This is a genomic window from Duganella flavida (assembly GCF_009857445.1).
In the GTDB taxonomy this organism is placed as follows: Bacteria; Pseudomonadota; Gammaproteobacteria; order Burkholderiales; family Burkholderiaceae_D; genus Rugamonas; species Rugamonas flavida.
This window is the reverse complement of the sequence record NZ_WWCN01000002.1, coordinates 462,535-481,428: the sequence shown is the minus strand read 5'-3', so window position 1 is coordinate 481,428 and position 18,894 is coordinate 462,535. Positions and strand designations below refer to the sequence as shown.

Below are 18,894 nucleotides of genomic sequence, written 5' to 3'. Positions count from 1 at the left end.
TTCAACGACACCGGCCATGTTTTATATAACATCATGGCCGGTAATTCGGTGTCAATCGAACGCAGAACAAGTTTGGCTTTCTTACCACAACCTTGATAGCCAGATGCAAATAAAAAAGGCCCCAACTCACCATTGGGGCCTTCCAATCTACAAAGTTAGTGCTTACTTAGCTGCGGCTTCGCGCTGCTGGGTGGCGATGCGGCGCTGGCGCACGGCGGCGGCCAGGCCTTGCAGCACTTGCACGCTGCTATCCCAGTCGATGCAGCCGTCAGTGACGGACTGGCCGTAGGTCAGCTCCTTGCCCGGCACCAGGTCCTGGCGGCCGGCCACCAGGTGCGACTCCACCATCACACCGACGATGCGCTGCTCGCCGCCCGCAATCTGGCCGGCGATGTCGGCGCACACTGGCACCTGGTTCTCCGGCTTCTTCGAGCTGTTGGCGTGCGAGGCGTCGATCATCAAACGCGCCGCCAGGCCTTGCGCGGCAATCGCCTTGCAGGCTTCGTCCACGCTGGCCGCATCGTAGTTTGGCGTTTTACCGCCGCGCAGGATGATGTGGCAATCCTCGTTACCATTAGTCGATACGATGGCCGAGTGGCCGCCCTTGGTCACCGACAGGAAGTGGTGTGGCTGCGATGCCGCCTTGATCGCATCCACGGCGATGCGCACATTGCCATCGGTGCCGTTCTTGAAGCCGACCGGGCAGGACAGGCCGGATGCCAGCTCGCGGTGCACCTGCGACTCGGTGGTACGAGCGCCGATGGCGCCCCACGAGATCAGGTCGGCGATGTACTGCGGCGAGATCACGTCAAGGAACTCGGTGCCGGCCGGCAGGCCCAGTTCATTGATGTCGCGCAGCAGCTCGCGCGCCATGCGCAGGCCGTCGTTGATGCGGAAGCTGTTATCCATGTACGGATCGTTGATCAAGCCCTTCCAGCCCACCGTGGTGCGTGGTTTTTCGAAGTACACGCGCATTACGATTTCCAGGTCGCCGGCCAGTTCCTTGCGCAGCTCGACCAGGCGGCGCGCATATTCCATGGCGGCCTTGGTGTCGTGGATGGAGCACGGTCCGACCACCACCATCAGGCGGTCGTCCTGGCCGTGCAGGATGCGGTGCAGCGCCACGCGGGCATTGGCGGCAGTCTGCTCCGCCGCTTCCGTGCACGCATATTCGCGGATCAGGTGGGACGGTGGCGTCAGTTCCTTCATCTCGCGGATGCGCAAATCATCGGTACGGGGCATTGCTGTTCTCCAGTTGATCTAAAAGGTAAGGGTAAAAAAAAACCGCCTCGTGGGAGGCGGTTTTTCAGGAATTTGTCGGGACTCGTTTTTGCTTCTACGTGCACCGGCCGCTAACTCCACCGCCTAGGGTTGGATAGCTAAAGTAAAACCAGCCGGTAAAGAAGAATTTAGTCATGTAACGACTATAGCGCCATTATTTACGCCTTGGCAAGCGATTTTTTTTCGGTCAGAACGCCTCCCTACAAAACTTTACATCTCCGCAGTTGTCTTTACATCTTAGCCATTGTGACCAAATGTAATCGCCAACCTCCCTGAAAATGCGGGCTGCCACCATGTTCCGGCCTTAATGCAAAAACCGGCCTTTACATGTGCATTTGTTTGCTACTGTTGGATATTTGCATAATTATCTTTCGATCATTGTTCAACCCACTACTGAATGTTTTGATGGCCATCCACAATCCCAAAACAAAATCAGGAGTGACACACCCATGATGATAGAAAGAGCTCTTACCCGATCTCTGCGCGTAATATTTGCCGGCGGTCTTGTTGTCGGCATGCACGCAGCCGTCGCCCAAACCGACGATGGCACGATCCAGCGCGTTGAAGTGACCGGTTCCAGCATCAAGCGCCTGGCCACCGAAACGGCGCTACCGATCACCAGCATCAAGGCCAGCGACTTTGAAAAACAAGGACTGACCACCGCCGCCGAGGTGATGAACACCTTGTCGATGAACCAGAGCTCGACCGGCAGCACGCAGTCGGTTGGTTCCGGCACCGGCGGCATCGCCACCGCCGACCTGCGCGGCCTGGGCAGCAACAAGACGCTGGTCCTGCTGAACGGCCGCCGCCTGGCAAGCCACCCGTTCAACGGCTCGTCCGTTGACCTGAACATCATCCCGGTCTCGGCACTGGACCGCGTAGAAGTACTGCGCGACGGCGCCTCGGCCATCTACGGCACCGATGCGATCGGCGGCGTGATTAACTTCATCACCAAGCGCTCGGTGCAAGGCGGTTCGATCAGCGTTGAGCGCTACCAGCCGCAAGCGAGCGGCGCCGGCGGCGAATCGCGCCTCAACGTCTCGGGCGGCTACGGCGACCTGAACAAGGATGGCTGGAACGTGTTCGGCGTGGCCGACTTCCACAAGCAGACCGCACTGGATGCGGTTGACCGCGACTTCTCCAACACCAGCGTGCGTCCGGACAAGGGCATCAACAACAGCAGCGGCACTTCGCAGCCGGGCAACTTCTACTCGGCCAACGGCATCACCGGCAACCCGTACTACGCCAGTGGCTGCGTCGGCAAAGGCCTGATCACCAACAGCGCCAACGGCACCTGCCGCACCAACACCGTGGCCTACATCCAGGACATTCCGAAGACGCAGCAGGAATCCGTACTGGGCAAGGCCACCTTCAAGCTGAACGAAGACGACATCGCAACGGTCGAGTACCTGCACAGCCGTTCGACCAATGCCAGCGCGATTGCACCGTCGCCGCTGACCGGCATCACCATGACCTCGGCCAGCCCGTACTATCCGGGCGGCAGCGCCGGCGTGCCTGCCGTGGCCGGCCTGACCGGTGAGAACCTGACCATCAACTGGCGTACCGTGGCCGCTGGTAAGCGCCAAGGCTATGACACCTCGATCTCCGATCGTTTGGTGCTGGCTTCGGAAGGTTTGATCGCAGGCTGGGACTACAACGTCGGCCTGACCTACGCGGTCAACAAAGCCTCCAGCGCGTTCGCGGGCGGCTACACCAACGACTCGCTGATCAAGGCGGGCGTACTGAGCGGCGTGCTGAATCCGTTCGGCGAGCAATCGGCTGCTGGCCAGGCTTACATCGATGCAGCCCAGCTGCGCGGCGAATACCTGGCCGCCAAGATGACCAGCATCGGCGTTGACGGCAAAGTCAGCCGCGAAATCTACCAGCTGCCAGCCGGCGGCGTGGGCTTCGCGATCGGCTCCGAATTCCGCCACGACAAAGCCACCTACGATGTGAACACCGACCTCGCTTCGCAAGCATCGAGCTCCGGCTACGCTGACGCGAAAGACCAGTCCGGCGAGCGCAACATCGCCGCGCTGTACTCTGAATTGAGCGTGCCGTTGACCAAGTCGCTGGAACTGTCGGCGGCAGCCCGCTACGACCACTACAACGATGTAGGCGGCAGCTTCAATCCGAAAGTCGGCCTGCGCTGGGAAGCCAGCAAGCAGCTGATGTTCCGCACCTCGTACAACACCGGCTTCCGCGCGCCAACGCTGTACGACCTGCACGGCCCGGCCACCTCCACCTTCACCAGCAATGCGTATGACGATCCGGTACTGTGCCCGGGCGGCACTGCGGCAGCGGGCGCCAATCCGAACGTGGCCTGCAACCAGCAGCAATACATCCGCAGCGGCGGCAACGCCAACCTGAAGCCGGAGAAATCCAAGACCTTCTCGTTGGGCGTGGTGCTGGAACCGATCAATAACGTCAGCGTATCGTTCGACTACTTCAACATCAAGATCCGCGACTCGATCGGTACCGTGGCCGAGTCGACCATCTTCGACAACTACGAGAAGTACAAGAGCTACTTCGTGTACTCGGCCGATGGCAAAACGCTGCAGTACGTAAACGCGGTGCTGGACAACCTGGGCGAAGTGAAGACCTCGGGCATCGACACCAGCCTGCGCTGGAAGCTGCCGCGTACTTCAGTGGGTGATTTCACCTTCCAGTTCGACGGTACCTGGGTCCACAGCTACAAGTACCAGAACGAGACTGGTGGCGAGTTTGTTGAAAACGTCGGCGTGTATGGCGACAACGCTCCCGTGTTCCGCTGGAAGCACAACGCCACCATCAACTGGAAAAAAGGCGTGTGGAGCGCGAGCTTCGCCAACAAGTACCTGAGCGGTTACGAAGATGAGAATGATGTAGCGGAGAAGTACACCCACCACGTGCGTGCGTACTCGACCTATTCGCTGTCGGGCAGCTACACCGGCTTCAAGAATATCGACCTGACGGCCGGTATCAAGAACCTGTTTGACACTGCGCCGCCGTACACTAACCAGGGTACGACCTTCCAAAGCGGTTACGATCCACGCTACACGGATCCGCTGGGCCGCACCTTCTTCGTGAAGGCGACCTACAAGTTCTAAAGTAAAACCCAATCCGGGGTCAGGTCCTCCATTTCTACACGGTCTCTGCTGTAGCGACTACTACAGCAGAGACCGTGTAGAAATGGAGGACCTGACCCCGGAGTTGCGTTTTTTACGCTGTACCGCCGACGGTTACGCCGTCGATCCGCAGTGTCGGCTGACCGACGCCTACCGGCACGCTCTGGCCTTCCTTGCCGCACACGCCGACGCCCGGATCAAGCTCCATGTCGTTACCGATCATCGATACGCGGTTCAGCACTTCCGGACCGTTGCCGATCAGCGTAGCGCCTTTCACCGGATAGGTGATCTTGCCGTTCTCGATCATGTAGGCCTCGCTGGCTGAGAACACGAATTTGCCGTTGGTGATATCAACCTGGCCACCGCCGAAGTTCACCGCATACAAGCCATTCTTCACCGACGCCAGAATCTCGCCCGGATCTTTATCGCCAGCCAGCATATAGGTGTTGGTCATGCGCGGCATCGGCAGGTGGGCGAACGATTCGCGGCGCGCGTTGCCGGTGACCGGCATCTTCATCAGGCGCGCATTCATGGTGTCCTGGATGTAGCCTTTCAGGATGCCGTCTTCAATCAGCGTGGTGCACTGGGTGGGATTGCCCTCGTCATCGATATTCAAAGAACCGCGGCGATCCGCCAGCGTGCCATCATCCACCACGGTCACGCCCTTGGCCGCCACGCGGTCGCCGATACGGCCGGCAAACGTCGACGAACCCTTGCGGTTGAAGTCGCCCTCCAGTCCATGGCCAATCGCTTCGTGCAACAGGATACCCGGCCAGCCAGGGCCAAGCACCACGGTCATCGGACCAGCCGGCGCCGGACGCGCATCCAGATTCACAATCGCCGAGTTCACCGCGTCGGTCGCATACTGGTCCAGCAGCGTATCGCTGAAGTAGCCATAGTCGTAGCGGCCACCGCCGCCCGCCGAACCGATTTCGCGGCGGCCATTCTGCTCCACAATCACAGTCAGCGACACGCGCACCAGCGGACGAATATCCGCTGCCAGCACGCCATCGCTGCGCACCACCAGCACCACGTCGTACTCGCCTGCCAGACTGGCCATCACTTGCACCACGCGCGGGTCCTTGGCGCGCGCCATCTTCTCGATGCGCTCCAGCAGCTTGACCTTGGCCGTCGCATCCAGCGACACCAGCGGATCATGTGGCAGGTACAGCGAACGGCCGCCAACGTGGTTGGTCGCGCCAGCCACTTTGATCTTGCCAGCGCCAGCACGCGCAATGGTGCGGGTCGCAGCAGCAGCATCCAGCAGCGCCGCTTCCGAGATTTCATCCGAATACGAAAACGCCGTCTTGTCACCGGACACGGCGCGCACACCGACGCCCTGGTCGATCGAGAAACTACCGGTCTTGACGATCCCCTCTTCCAGGCTCCAGCCTTCGTTCTTGGTGAACTGGAAGTACAGGTCGGCGTAGTCGACCTTGTGGGTGAACATGCTGCCCAGCGTCTTGAGCAGCTTGCCCTCGTCCAGCCCGAACGGCGTCAGCAAGATATCGCGCGCTACGGCCAGGGTGGACAAATTCGGTTCAAATGGCTTCATGGTGATGCTTTCTTGTTAGGTGTTACCGGCATTGTAGTGGATATCACATGGTCCGGTGTTTCAGCGCCGGCAGGCTGTCGCGCACGCCTTGCATGTAGCCGAGGTCGATCTCGCCGGCGACCACGCCCTCGCCTTCGGCCAGCACCGACTTGACCGCGCCCCACGGGTCGATCAGCATGCTGTGGCCCCAAGTGCGGCGGCCGTTCGGATGGGTGCCGCCCTGCGCTGCCGCCAGCACGTAGCACTGGTTTTCGATGGCGCGCGCGCGCAGCAGGATTTCCCAGTGCGCCAGGCCGGTGGTGTAGGTAAAGGCGGCCGGCACCACGATCAGCGACACCGGTCCCAGCGCACGGAACAGTTCCGGGAAGCGCAGGTCGTAGCACACCGACATGCCGACCTTGCCGAACGGCGCCTCGAACGCGCCCACATGCGTGCCCGGTACGATGGTCCTGGATTCGTTGTACGACTCGGTACCCTTGGTGAAGCCGAACAGGTGGATCTTGTCGTAGCGGCCCACGTGCTCACCCTGCGGGTTGTACACCAGCGTGGTGTTGATGACTTTTTCCGGATCATCCGAGGCCAGCGGCAAGGTGCCGCCGATCAGCCAGATGCCCAGCTCGCGTGCCAGCCCGGACATGAAGTCCTGGATCGGCCCGCTGCCCAGCGGCTCGGCTACTTTCACTTTGTCGCCATCGTTCAGGCCCATGATGGCCCAGTACTCCGGCAGCAGCACCAGCTGCGCGCCATCCTGCGCGGCCTTGGTGACGAGGCGGCGCGCGGTGGTGATATTGTCCGGCACGGACGGCGAGGAAATCATTTGTACGGCGGCGACGGTGTGCATGGCTATCCTTTCGGTGGCGCGGTCGGTTCTGTTTTAGGAGCCTCGAGCTTGGTGACCACCGGTGCTTTCCACGGGCCGGTCACCTGCATATGATAGGTCAAGGCCTTCATCACCGGTGCACTCAGGAACAGTTGCGCTAAAAAACTCCCCAAACCGATCACAGGATTGACGGCTAATGCATACACCAGCGGCGCGGTGCCGAGGTTCACTTCCGGTATCACCACCACATGCAGGTTGGTGGTTTCGTTGGCGATGTCGGCGCTGCCATCCATCAGCACGGTGGCGGCGACGCCGTGCATTTTCAAGTTGTCGGTCTTGACGATGCCACGGTTGATGCTGGCATTGGCGGTGATGCCGTCAAACGCCAGTCCTTCCGAGAAGACGTCGTGGAAGTCCAGCTTGAGCAGGCGCGGCAAGGCTTGCAGGCTCAGCACGCCGAGCAGCTTGGCGGCGCCCGGATCTTGCTTGAGGAACTGGCCCTTCTCCACATTCATGTTGATCTGGCCGGACAGGCTAGGCAAATCAAGCGAGTACGGCAAGCCCTTCCAGGCGATATCGCCTTTCAGCGAACCCTTGCCGCCTTTGAGCGTATCGGCAAAACCGAAGCGTTCCAGCAGTTTGCCGGCGTCGGCGATGTCGAGGTTGAAATCAAGCGAGGTGTTGTGCACGCCATCCTTGCTGACCCACTTGCCGGTACCGTTCAAGGCGCCGTCCGGATTGGCCAGTGACAGCTTGTTGACGCGCCACTCGCGCGCGCTAGGCAGCTGCACATTGTTGGCTTGCAGTTCCAGCCGGCCCAGCTGTTTGTTGAACAGTTCAAAGCGCTCGACCAACACGTCCAGCGCCGGGATGGTGGCGGCGGCGCTCTTGCCATCCAACAGCTCCTGCACTTCGCTGGAGGCCGACTCCGGGATCACCAGCGAGGACAGGCGCGCCGTCACCTTTCCGAGGCCAGCGCCGGTGGACGGTTCCGCCCAGGTCAGGTAGCCATTGGCCTGGGTCGAATCGATGCTGGCCTGCCAGGTGCCCTTGTAGTGGCTGACGCCGACCACGATGTTTTCCAGCTTGCGGCCGCCGATCACCAGCTCGCTGGCGCGGGTGGCAATCGCCTCCGGCACCACGTACTGCGTGAAGTCGCTGCTGTCGGACGACGATGACGTAGCCGGACCTTTGCCGGCTACAACCTCGGCAAAGTCCAGCCAGTTATCGACGTTGAGCTCGCGCATATTGAGGTGGAAGGCCAGTCCGCTATCCGGTTCCGGCGCTGGCGCATTGACGCCGATGCCGCCGCGCACCAGCTTCCAGTGCTGCTTGCTATTGCTGAGCTTCTGGCGCTGATAGCGCGCGGCGATATTGCTGCCCAGCGTGATGCGGATATCGTCATGCAGCTGGCCAACCGCGTCCGGCGTCAGGCCGCTGGTCAGCAGGAAACGCAGCGGCATGCTGTCCACAGCGGTTTTCTTCACCGGCGCCGGCAAGTCGAGGCCCAGCCCGGTGAGACTGGAGTCAACCGCCACCACCACCTGGTGGTCACGCACCGTGACCGTACCGCTGTAGCGCGTGCTGCCCGACAGGTGGTCAGCCAGGCGCTGCATGGCCGGCATCTGGTAGGTCTGGCGGAAACCGTCGGCCGTCATCAGGCCGCCCAGTTTGACAACGATGGCGTTGTCCTTCTGGCTGCCGCCGGTAATCGATACCGGACCGCCGAGGAAGTTACCGGACAGCTGGTTGAGGTTGACGCCATGCTCGTTGAATTCGATCTTGCCCTGCGAGGATTGCACCACCGGCATGTCGTTCATCAGCGTGATGTCGTTGTTCTGCAGTTGCAGCGTGCCGTTGACCTTGGTATCGATGGCGTGCGCCAGCGGAATGCGCAGGCTCAGGGCCAGCTTGCTGTTGCCGCTGGCCAGTGTCTCATCGGTGAAGTGCGAGATCCATTCCAGCACCGGGCTGGTGGCCACGTACTTGAGGAATTCCTGCATCGGCCCGGCCGCGTTGCCGTCGATTTCCAGCATCGAGTCATGCACGATCAAGTCCGGAATCACGGCCTTCACATTGCTCAGTGCAACGCCGCCGGTGGTGGCGGTGTCGCCGTGGATTTCCATGCGCGCGCGCTCGAACACAAAGCTGCCCTTGATGTGCTCGGCCTGCGGCCACAACGGCAGCGGCTTGCCGTCCTTGCCCAGTTCCTTGCCGTCGTGCAGATAATGGCCGGGCTCGTAATTCAGCTTGCCTTCGGTGAGCTTACCGGCCACGCGGAATTCGCCGCGCGCCTTGTCCGCATTGCTGTCGCCCTGGAAGGGAAAGTGCGCGAGATCGCCGCGCAGGCGCAGCGCCACGTCGGTGGCGACGCCGCCTTCCAGCGCGCCGGTCAGCCAGGCCTTGAGGTCGTGCGGCGTTTGCATCGGCAGGTAGCGGCCAATACGGTTGAGCTGGAAGCCGGTCAGCGTGCCGCTCAGGTCGGCCTTGCCCGGGCCCTTACCGGCCAGCGGAATGGTGTGCGTGCCTTGCAGCGTGCCGCGCATACCTTCTTGCTCGAAGTCCATGCTGTCGATCTGGAACAGCAGCTGGTTGTCGGCTTCAAACGACCAGCGCGCAGCGAGGTTGAGATGGTCGAACGGCATCGACGCTTCGGCGAAATAGTCCGGCATCTGCAGCACCAGCTGCTGCGAGTTCAGTTTGAAGCTACCGCCCTTTTCGGTGGCGTCAATCGAGCCGCTCAGGTTATCGAAACCGGGAATCGCCGGGAGCCCAGCAATGGCGGGCGTTTTGCCGCTTTTCGGTTGCGCCATGCGCGGCGGCTGCGGCTTCAGGCCGAGTCCGACCAGATCGCCCTTGATGCGATAAGACTGCAGCGCCGGGAAGGAGCCCTGCCATTCGGCCGAGAAGTTTTGCAGCAAGCCGCGCGGCGCGAAGCTGGCGACCATTTTGTGCTGGTGCTCGTTCAGCGGCAGGCGTTCGGCCAGGCCGGCCAAGGTTTGCAGGTCCAGCTGGCGCGCCTTCAGTTCGACTTTTTCCGGCTTGGCGCCGGCCGCCGCAGCATAGGTTTCCGACAGCGAGGTCGGCGCCATCACCAGGCCATCGCGGGTGGTCAGGGTCAGCTTGTCTACCTGCAGGCTATGGCCCAGCGCGCCGAAGCCCGGCGTAACCGCGCCCTGGCGCGCAGCCGGCGGACGGATGTCTTCATGGGCGGCGATACGGCCACTCATCTGCTGCAAATCCAGCAGCGGCAATTCCTTGCCCAGCACGGCGGTGATATTCGACAGACCGACATCGGCTGTAAAGCCGGTCAGGCGCGATTGGTCGACGCCCACCCACGCGCGCAGCGAACCACTGCCGCTGCTCAGTTGAAATGGATACGGAATCCAGGCTTTCAACGCCAGCAGGTCGGCGTTGCGCAGGTCGGCATAGACCTCGCCCTTCCACATCGAGACGTTGGAAATGCGCGCGCCAAAGGCCGGATGGGTAAAGTCGGCACGCAAGTCGAGCGGTTCGGCCAGTGCGGCCGGCGGCGTGGCGCGCAGCGACAGCTGGTGATGCAGCCACTGGTTGCGCAGCAGCACCGTCACATTGTCCAGCGCCAGCGGCGGCGCGGCGCGCTGGCGGTCGGTCCATTGCAAGCGGCCTTCGCGGATAACGATATCGCGCTGCAGCAGCAGCCAATCCAGGCCCTTGCCGTCGCTTGGCTTGTTGAGGTCTATGACCATGCCGGCTACAACCAGGCGGCCGTCGGCTTCGCGCAGGATTTCCAGATCGGGACGGTTGAACTCCAGCACGTGGAAGCGCAACTGGGCCGTCACCACGGTCCACCACGACAAGGTGGCCGACACGCTCGGCAAGGTCAGCGCCGGACGGCCTTGCTGGTCGTGCAGCACCACGTCGCCCAGGAACAGGTTGGGACGGAAGCCGTTCCACGAGGCATACACGCGCGCGATGGTGACCTGGTTGCCGATGGCCTGGCTGGCGACCTGTTCGATATCGCCCTTGTAGTGGTCGATATTTGGCAGCACCGCGTAGCGCAGCGTCAGGAACAGGATGGTGAAAGCAAAATACAACAGCAATGCCAGCTTCAGGGTGAAGCCCAGCACGTGATGGGTGGCGAGGTTGCAGATCCGGTAGGCGGCACTGAGCCGGTGCCAGCGCGCAGCCAAGGGGCCTTCGCCTGTCACAGTCTCCTCTTCTGGTTTTTGCATTAATACGCTAATAAATCAGGCCATGCGTCAAATAAATAGCAAACTCGCGCTACACTCGGTTTCCGGAGCAATTCTACCTTATCCCTCTATGAGTTCACCGTCCGTCTCCCGTTTCTACCAGCGCTGGCTGTCCGCCGCGCCCGACCGCGCTGCCAAGGTCGATCAATTGGCGCAATTATCGCTTGCCCAGATTAATCTGGCAGAATATTTACAAAAAGAAGCAGAAGGCGGCCTGCCGCTGGTGCGCTCGATGCGCCGCCTGCGCAACCTGCTGGTATGCACCCTGATCCGCCGCGACCTGGAAGGCCAGGCCAACTTGGCCGAAGTGGTGGAAACCATGACCCGCTTTGCCGACTTTGCCATCCAGAAACACATGGTCGAGCTGCACGCCGAGATGGTGGCCGCGCACGGCGAGCCGATCGGCCACGATTCCGGCCTGCCGCAGCACATGATCGTGCTGGCGATGGGCAAGCAAGGTGGCGGCGAACTCAACGTCTCGTCCGACATCGACCTGATCTTTGTCTACCCTGAGGACGGCGACACCGCCGCCGACACGGAACTAGGCCAGCGCGGCCTGTCCAACCACGAATTCTTCATCCGCCTGGGCAAAAAGCTGATCGCGGCGCTGGCCGAGATCACCGAGGACGGCTACACCTTCCGGGTCGACATGGCGCTGCGCCCGAACGGCAATTCCGGGCCGCTGGCGGCCAGCATGAGCATGGTGGAAAACTACCTGATCGTGCAGGGCCGCGAGTGGGAGCGCTACGCCTGGGTAAAGGCGCGCGCTGTCACCGGGCGCGCCGAGGATATCGCCGCGTTGGATGGGATTGTCCGGCCGTTCTGCTTCCGCCGCTACCTGGACTTTGGCGTGATTGACGCCATTCGCAATATGCATGCGCAAATCCGCGCCGAGGTGAACCGGCAGGAGCGGCTGCACCCGGACCGCAGCAACAACGTCAAGCTGGGCCGCGGCGGCATTCGTGAAATCGAGTTTTTGGCGCAGGTATTCCAGCTGATTCGCGGCGGCCGCGACGCCGCCCTGCGCGACCGTTCGACCCGCACCACCTTGCGCATCATTGCTGAGAAAGGGTTACTAAGCCACGCCATCGTCTATCAACTGCTGGCTTCCTACACCTTCCTGCGCAATCTTGAACACCGCCTGCAATACCTGGACGACGCCCAGACCCACACCTTGCCGGCCAACGACGCCGACCGCCTGACCGTGGCACAGATGATGGGCCTGCCCGACGTGGCCACCCTGCTGGCCCAGCTGGATGCCCATCGCCAGTTCGTCGCCGGCCAGTTTGACGAAATGTTCTCCGACAAGACCGAGAGCAGCGAAAATGATATTGACTTGCAGTCGAGTAACGAATGCGCTGATCCCGACAACCGCGAAGCCATGGTGGCCCGCTTCACCGCGCTCGGCTTCGGCGATCCGGACGGCGCCACCAAACGCCTGATCGCCACCTGGCAGGCGCCGCGCCTGCAATCGCTGCCGGAAGCCAGCCGCAACCGCCTGCAAGGGCTGATCAACACCGCGCTGCCGCTGATCGTGCAGGCGGCGCAGGAGTCGAGCGGCGGCAACCAGCTGGCCACCTTGGGCCGGTTGCTGGACTTCCTTGAAGCCATCGCCCGCCGTTCCGCCTATTTGTCGCTGCTGACCGAGTACCCGCACACGCTGGCGCGGGTGATCCGCATGGTGCACGCCAGTGGCTGGGCGGCGCTGTTCCTGAGCCAGCACCCGATCCTGCTGGATGAGCTGCTGGACGACCGCGTGCGCAACGCCGTGTTCGACCCAGTGGCGCTGGAAGCCGACATCGACAAGCAGCTGGCTGCCTATCCCGGCGACACCGAGCGCCAGATGGATATCCTGCGCGAAATCCACCACGCCCAGCTGTTCCACCTGCTGGCGCAAGACCTGGCCGGCGACCTGACGGTGGAAAAACTGGCCGACCACCTGTCAGCGCTGGCCGACACCATTGTTGCTGCCACCATCAAGGCGGTGTGGCAGACGGTGGCCACGCGCCACCGCGAAGTGCCGCTGTTCACTGTCATCGCCTACGGCAAGCTGGGCGGCAAGGAACTGGGCTATGTGTCCGACCTCGACGTGATTTTCCTGTACGACGATCCCGACCAGGATGCGCCGGCCCAGTACGCCAAGCTGGCACAGCGCTTCATCACCTGGATGACGTCGCACACCTCGGCCGGCATCCTGTTCGACATCGACACCGCCCTGCGCCCGGACGGCGCCAGCGGCATGCTGGTGTCGAGCGTGGGCTCGTTCGAGAAATACCAGCACAGCTCGGCCTGGATCTGGGAACACCAAGCCCTGACCCGGGCCCGCTACTGCGCTGGCGACATTTCCATCGGCCAACGTTTCGACCACATCCGCGAAGCCGTGCTGCGCCAGGAGCGGCCGACCGATGGCCCGCTCAAGCAGGAAGTGATTGCCATGCGCAAACGCATGGTCGACGCCAAGCCCAACCACAGCGCCCTGTTCGACCTCAAGCAGGATCCGGGCGGCATGATCGACATCGAGTTCATCGTGCAATTCCTTGTCCTGCAGCACGCTGCCGCCTATCCTCAATTGACGGCCAATTTCGGCAACATTGCGCTGCTCCATATGTGCGCCGACCTCGGCCTGATCGACACCGGCCTGGCCGCCAGCGCGGCCGACGCCTACCGCAAATACCGCAAGCTGCAGCACCAGCTGCGCCTGCAAGGCCAGGACCTGGCGCGCATCGACCCGGCGCTGGTGAGCAGCGACGCGGCCCAGGTCTCGGCGCTGTGGCAAGCCATCTTTGGCGATGGCGTTGCCCAGTAACAACATTTTAGTGTTGAAAAAGTGCAATACTTCAGGAGGTAGTTTTCATAACATCAAGGAGAACAAGATGAGAGGATTATTCGGTGCAGCGGCGCTGAGCTTGAGCTTGCTGGCAACTGCGGGCGCCGCCCAGGCGGCCGACAAGGGAACGCCCGACGAAGCGGTGGCAATGGTCAAGAAGGCCGTGGCGATGGTCAAATCGGCCGGCAAGGAGAAAACCTTTGCCGCCATCGCCGATCCGGCCAATACCACCTTCCACGACCGCGATTTGTATATTTATGTATATGACTTGAATGGCGTGGCTTTAGCGCACGGGAATAACCCTAAAATGGTAGGCAAGCCTTTAATTGGTTTAAAAGATAATGAAGGCAAACTGCTGATTAAAGAAATGGTCGATATTGCCAAGAGTAAAGGCAGCGGCTGGGTCGATTTTAAATGGCCGAATCCCGTTACTAAAGCAGTTGAATCCAAATCCGGTTATGTCGAGCGCGTTGACGATTTCCTGATCGGCTCCGGCATTTACAAGTAATCCTCCTGCCCGGTCCGTCCGGACCGGGCTTCCCCCTTTATCCACCGTGCTTCACCGTGGTGCAAGCATCTTCAAAATATGCCAATTTTTAGCATAAAACAACTAAAAACTGGCACTCCTTCCTAATCACTCGCCCCTATTACGAGTATTTTCCACGCGCCTCCCCTACGTAATCCGCGTACTAGCGGATTGCCAGCCACCGCTATTTATCCGCCTCCCGCCGAATATAGAAGAGATTAAAAAATATTAACTTCTGCCAAAAGTAATATTTATTCTATCTAGACCATTTTAAATATACTGCCTGCCGCATTCATCCATGTCTTGACATGAAACTGGTTTTATTGCCACTCATCAAGCAGACACATTTTGTTACATTTGTGGTGCTGTTGCTTTTTTGCGAATGTTAGGTTTTTTACGCCACTTTACGTTTACAAGATGTCTACGAAGTCGGTAAAGTTGGTCAGTTAAACCAAGAAATTTAACAAAAATAAACGGAGAGTTGTTTCAATACACCTAAGGAGTTCCGCAATGATGAAGGAAACAGTTTTGTCCCGTTCCGTGCGCATGATCTGCGTAGCCGGCATGGCGATAAGCACCCAAGTAGCATTTGCCCAAGATGCTGCCCTGCCAGACGCAGTCCAAAAAGTCCAAATTACCGGTTCGCGCATTTCGGCACCAGGCGCTGAGTCGCCATCGCCGCTGCAGATCCTGAGCTCGGCTGACATCGCCGCTTCCGGCGCCATCAACCTGCAAGACTTGCTGCAAAAAAACCCAACCATGGGTACCCCTAGCCTGAGCCGTACCAACTCGAACTTCCTGACTTCGGGTGGCGGTGTATCGACCGTCAACCTGCGTAACCTGGGCGACGCCCGCACCCTGGTGCTGGTCAACGGCCGCCGCTTCGTGTCCGGCGTGCCGGGCAGCAGCGCAGTCGACCTGAACACCATCCCAACCGACTTCATCGAGCGCGTTGAGCTGCTGACCGGTGGCGCTTCCGCGACCTACGGTTCGGACGCTGTGGCCGGTGTGGTCAACATCATCCTGAAGAAAAACTTTGAAGGCGTCCTGCTCGATGCACAAACCGGCAAGAGCGAAAAGAACGACGACTCCAAGAAAAAAATCGCCCTGACCTTCGGGACCACCAGCGCCGACGGCGCTAGCAACCTGATGGGTCACTTCGGCTACTCCAAGCAAGGTCCGGTGTTCTCGCGCGACCGCGATGCTTCGGCCATCGACCAGACCTCGTCGATCAGCCAAGGCCATCCGGAACTGGCATTCGTGCCACGCAAGCCGAACTACTCCGGCTACGCGCCACAAGGCCACTTCTACGCTGACGCGGAAGATTTCACCTACGACAAGAACGGCAACGTGATCCCTTGGAGCACCAACGGTAAAGCCGGCGTCGGCGCTACCGGCTTCAACCGTTCGGACCTGCGCACCATCGCCGTGCCGACCGAACGCTACTTGTTCTCGCTGAACGGTAACCGCACGCTGAACGAAAACCATAGCGCCTTCTTCGAAGGTACTTACGCCCAGAGCAAAGTCTCGACCAATATCGAGCCATTCCCGCTGGGTTCGGACTCCATATACAAGGGTACAGGCGGCCAAGTGCCAGCTGGCGCCATCATCAACGGCAAGCTGGTGAAAAACCCGCTGGTGCCACAATACTTGTGGGACCGTATCAGCGACAACGACGGCGACGGTATTCCTGACTACTTCTTCACCCGCCGTCTGTCCGAATTCGGCGCCCGCCACGCCGATGCCGACCGCAGCACCTTCCGTATCGCCACCGGCCTGAAGGGCACGCTGCCATTCACCAAAGAATGGAACTACGAGACTTACGTCTCGTACGGCAAAACCAAGGAAGCGCAGAGCTCGACCGGCCAGGTCAACATTCCTAACCTGCGCTACGCGCTGGACGCCATCCCTGACGGCAACGGCGGCGCGGTCTGCCACGACGCCAACGCCGTCGCTGAAGGTTGCGTACCGATCAACATCTTCGGCGCCAACACCATTTCGCCAGCTGCGCTCAAGTACGTGACCGCACCAGGCTCGCTGCAAACCGCAGTGACCCAGAAACTGGCCGGCGGCTCGATCAACGGCGAGCTGTGGGAACTGCCAGCTGGTAAAGTCGGCGTAGCTGCCGGCTTCGAATGGCGTGGCGAGGATTCGTCCTCGATCCCAGATCCGCTGACCCAGGCCGGCCTGAACGCCGGTAACGCGATTCCGCCAACCTTCGGTAACTTCAACGTGCGTGAAGTCTTCGTTGAAACCCGCGTACCGCTGCTGAAGGACAAGCCGTTCGCCAAGGAACTGACCTTCCTGGGCACCTTCCGTCACGGCGACTACTCGACCGTTGGCAGCACTAACAGCTGGAATGCCGGCGGCGAATGGGCGATCACCTCGGACGTCAAAGTGCGTGGTACCCGCGCCCAGTCGACCCGCGCGCCTAACATCAACGAGCTGTACACCGCACCTAGCCAGGACTTCCCGTCTGGCCTGGTTGACCCGTGCGAAGGCGTGTCGTCGTCGGCAACCTCCGCACTGGCTACCAACTGTAAAGCCGCACCGGGCGTCGCCGCCAACATGGCAGCCCACGGCGGTGTGTTCACGCTGAGCCAAGCCGACCAGCAAGGCATCAGCGGCTACAACAGCGGCAACCCGAGCCTGAAGGCCGAAAAAGGCCGTTCGACCACCATCGGTGTCGTGGTGACCCCACGTTCGATCCCACTGCTGAGCAAGTTCACCTTCACGGCGGACTACTTCAACATCAAGATCTCGGACGCCATCGTATCGACCGACCGCCAGTATGCTCTGGACCAGTGCTACAACCAAAACAACCAGAACTTCTGCAAATTCATTACCCGCCGTCCTGGTCAAACGGGTAACCTGAGCGCCGGCTCGATCCAGTACAGCAACACCGCTGTGACCAACAGCGGCGGTACCGGCACCGAAGGCGTCGACTTGACTGCGTCGTGGACTGACAAAGTCGGCCCTGGCCGCCTGAGCACCCAGCTGTCGTACACCTACCTGCGCGAACTGTGGAACAAAGCCACGCCGGACGCGGAGCGTAACAACGACGTCGGCGAAGTGACCTCGGCGCAAATCAACGCGCCACGCAGCAAGGCTGTGCTGAACAGCGCCTACAAATGGGGCAGCTTCGGCGCGACCTGGACCGCAACCTACACCGGTCCGGTGGCACTGGATGACCAGTTCCTGAAGAGCCTGAGCATCACCCCTGGCTCGGTGGGCGTTGGTTCCCGTACCTACAACGATTTCCAGTTCACCTATGACGTGAAGAAATCGGTGCAGGTATACCTGGGTATCAACAACGCCTTCAACGCCAAAGCGCCACCGATCATCACTGGCCTGCCAGGCGACACCACCGGTACCGAGACCGACGCATCGACCTACGATCCGATCGGCCGCCGCTACTACCTGGGTCTGCGCGTGACGCTGTAATGTATGTATGCCTGCCCTGCGGGGCAGGCAGGCATAAAAAAAACCTCGCGGTTTGCGCCGCGAGGTTTTTTTACGTCTGAAGGCCTGGGATTACTTGGCGTTCATCAGTGCAACGGTGGTATCCAGCATGCGGTTCGAGAAGCCCCACTCATTGTCGTACCACGACGATACTTTCACCAGGCGGCCCGATACTTTGGTCAGGGTCGAATCGAAGTTCGACGATGCCGGGTTGTGGTTGAAGTCGATCGAAACCAGTGGTTCGGTCTGGTAGGTCAGCACTTCTTTCAGGTCGCCTTCAGCAGCGGCCTTCATCAGGGCGTTGACTTCTTCCACGGTGGTGTCGCGCTTGGCGATGAACGACAGGTCGACCAGCGACACGTTGATGGTCGGTACGCGGATCGCGAAACCGTCCAGCTTGCCGTTCAATTCTGGCAGCACCAGGCCAACCGCGGCGGCAGCGCCGGTCTTGGTCGGGATCATGCTCATGGTGGCCGAACGGGCGCGGCGCAGGTCTTCGTGCATCACGTCCGACAGTACCTGGTCGTTGGTGTAAGCGTGCACGGTGGTCATCAGGCCGGTTTCGACGCCGATGGCGTCGTTCAGCGGCTTGACCAGCGGAGCCAGGCAGTTGGTGGTGCACGATGCGTTCGAGATCACGGTGTCGGTGGCTTTCAGTACTTGCTGATTCACGCCGAATACGATGGTCGCGTCCACGTCTTTACCGCCTGGTGCCGAGATGATGACTTTCTTGGCGCCGCCCTTCAAGTGAGCCGAAGCTTTCTCTTTGGTGGTGAAGAAGCCGGTGCACTCCAGCACCACGTCCACGCCCAAGTCGCCCCATGGGATTTCTGCTGGGTTGCGCTGTGCGAATACGCGGATCACATCGCCGTTCACGATCATATTGTCGCCGTCTACGGTCACGGTGCCTGGGAACTTGCCGTGGGCGGTGTCATAGCGGGTCAGGTGGGCATTCGACTTGGCGTCGCCCAGATCGTTAATTGCCACGATCTGGATGTCTTGTTTCTTGCCGCCTTCGTAGAAAGCGCGCAGTACATTACGGCCGATACGGCCATAGCCATTGATTGCAACTTTGATCGTCATA

The 18,894-nt window shown here is 60.7% G+C and carries 9 protein-coding genes; 4 read left to right on the top strand and 5 right to left on the bottom strand.

All coding sequences use genetic code 11. The annotated features are described in order from the left end of the window. Positions 1–162: 162 nt before the first annotated feature. Positions 163–1,242 carry a 3-deoxy-7-phosphoheptulonate synthase AroG gene (gene aroG / locus GTP46_RS04445; protein WP_161005403.1) on the bottom strand — a complete coding sequence of 360 codons (1,080 nt, stop codon included), beginning with the start codon at positions 1,240–1,242 and terminating at the stop codon, positions 163–165. Positions 1,243–1,796: 554 nt separating this feature from the next. Here aroG and GTP46_RS04440 point away from each other — a divergent pair. Further along, positions 1,797–4,370 carry a TonB-dependent receptor gene (locus GTP46_RS04440; RefSeq protein ID WP_229258792.1) on the top strand — a complete coding sequence of 858 codons (2,574 nt, stop codon included), beginning with the start codon at positions 1,797–1,799 and terminating at the stop codon, positions 4,368–4,370. A gap of 112 nt (positions 4,371–4,482) precedes the next feature. Here GTP46_RS04440 and tldD read toward each other — a convergent pair whose 3' ends face one another. The 3 genes from tldD to GTP46_RS04425 are packed head-to-tail and all read right to left on the bottom strand — an operon-like array spanning position 4,483 to position 10,977. Next, positions 4,483–5,943, bottom strand: a complete 1,461-nt coding sequence (gene tldD / locus GTP46_RS04435) for a metalloprotease TldD (protein WP_161005401.1) — start codon at positions 5,941–5,943, stop codon at positions 4,483–4,485. Positions 5,944–5,986: 43 nt separating this feature from the next. Next, complete coding sequence (locus GTP46_RS04430; RefSeq protein WP_161005400.1) at positions 5,987–6,784, bottom strand: carbon-nitrogen hydrolase family protein; 798 nt, start codon at positions 6,782–6,784, stop codon at positions 5,987–5,989. A 2-nt stretch (positions 6,785–6,786) separates the two neighbouring features. Then, positions 6,787–10,977, bottom strand: coding sequence for a YhdP family protein (locus GTP46_RS04425; RefSeq protein ID WP_161005399.1), 4,191 nt, complete (start codon positions 10,975–10,977; stop codon positions 6,787–6,789). An 88-nt stretch (positions 10,978–11,065) separates the two neighbouring features. On the opposite strand from GTP46_RS04425, the gene glnE reads away from it, so the two are divergent. From glnE to GTP46_RS04410, 3 genes are all read left to right on the top strand, one after another. Beyond that, positions 11,066–13,801, top strand: coding sequence for a bifunctional [glutamate--ammonia ligase]-adenylyl-L-tyrosine phosphorylase/[glutamate--ammonia-ligase] adenylyltransferase (gene glnE, locus GTP46_RS04420; protein WP_161005398.1), 2,736 nt, complete (start codon positions 11,066–11,068; stop codon positions 13,799–13,801). Positions 13,802–13,868: 67 nt separating this feature from the next. Then, the gene (locus tag GTP46_RS04415) at positions 13,869–14,330 is read left to right on the top strand and encodes a cache domain-containing protein (RefSeq protein WP_161005397.1); all 462 of its coding nucleotides are present in this window, start codon (positions 13,869–13,871) and stop codon (positions 14,328–14,330) included. 528 nt (positions 14,331–14,858) lie between these two features. After that, positions 14,859–17,792 (top strand): TonB-dependent receptor domain-containing protein, encoded by a 2,934-nt coding sequence (locus GTP46_RS04410; protein WP_161005396.1) that lies wholly within the window; start codon positions 14,859–14,861, stop codon positions 17,790–17,792. A 90-nt stretch (positions 17,793–17,882) separates the two neighbouring features. On the opposite strand, the gene gap is transcribed toward GTP46_RS04410, so the two are convergent. Then, complete coding sequence (gene gap / locus GTP46_RS04405) at positions 17,883–18,893, bottom strand: type I glyceraldehyde-3-phosphate dehydrogenase (RefSeq protein WP_161005395.1); 1,011 nt, start codon at positions 18,891–18,893, stop codon at positions 17,883–17,885. Position 18,894: the final 1 nt, after the last annotated feature.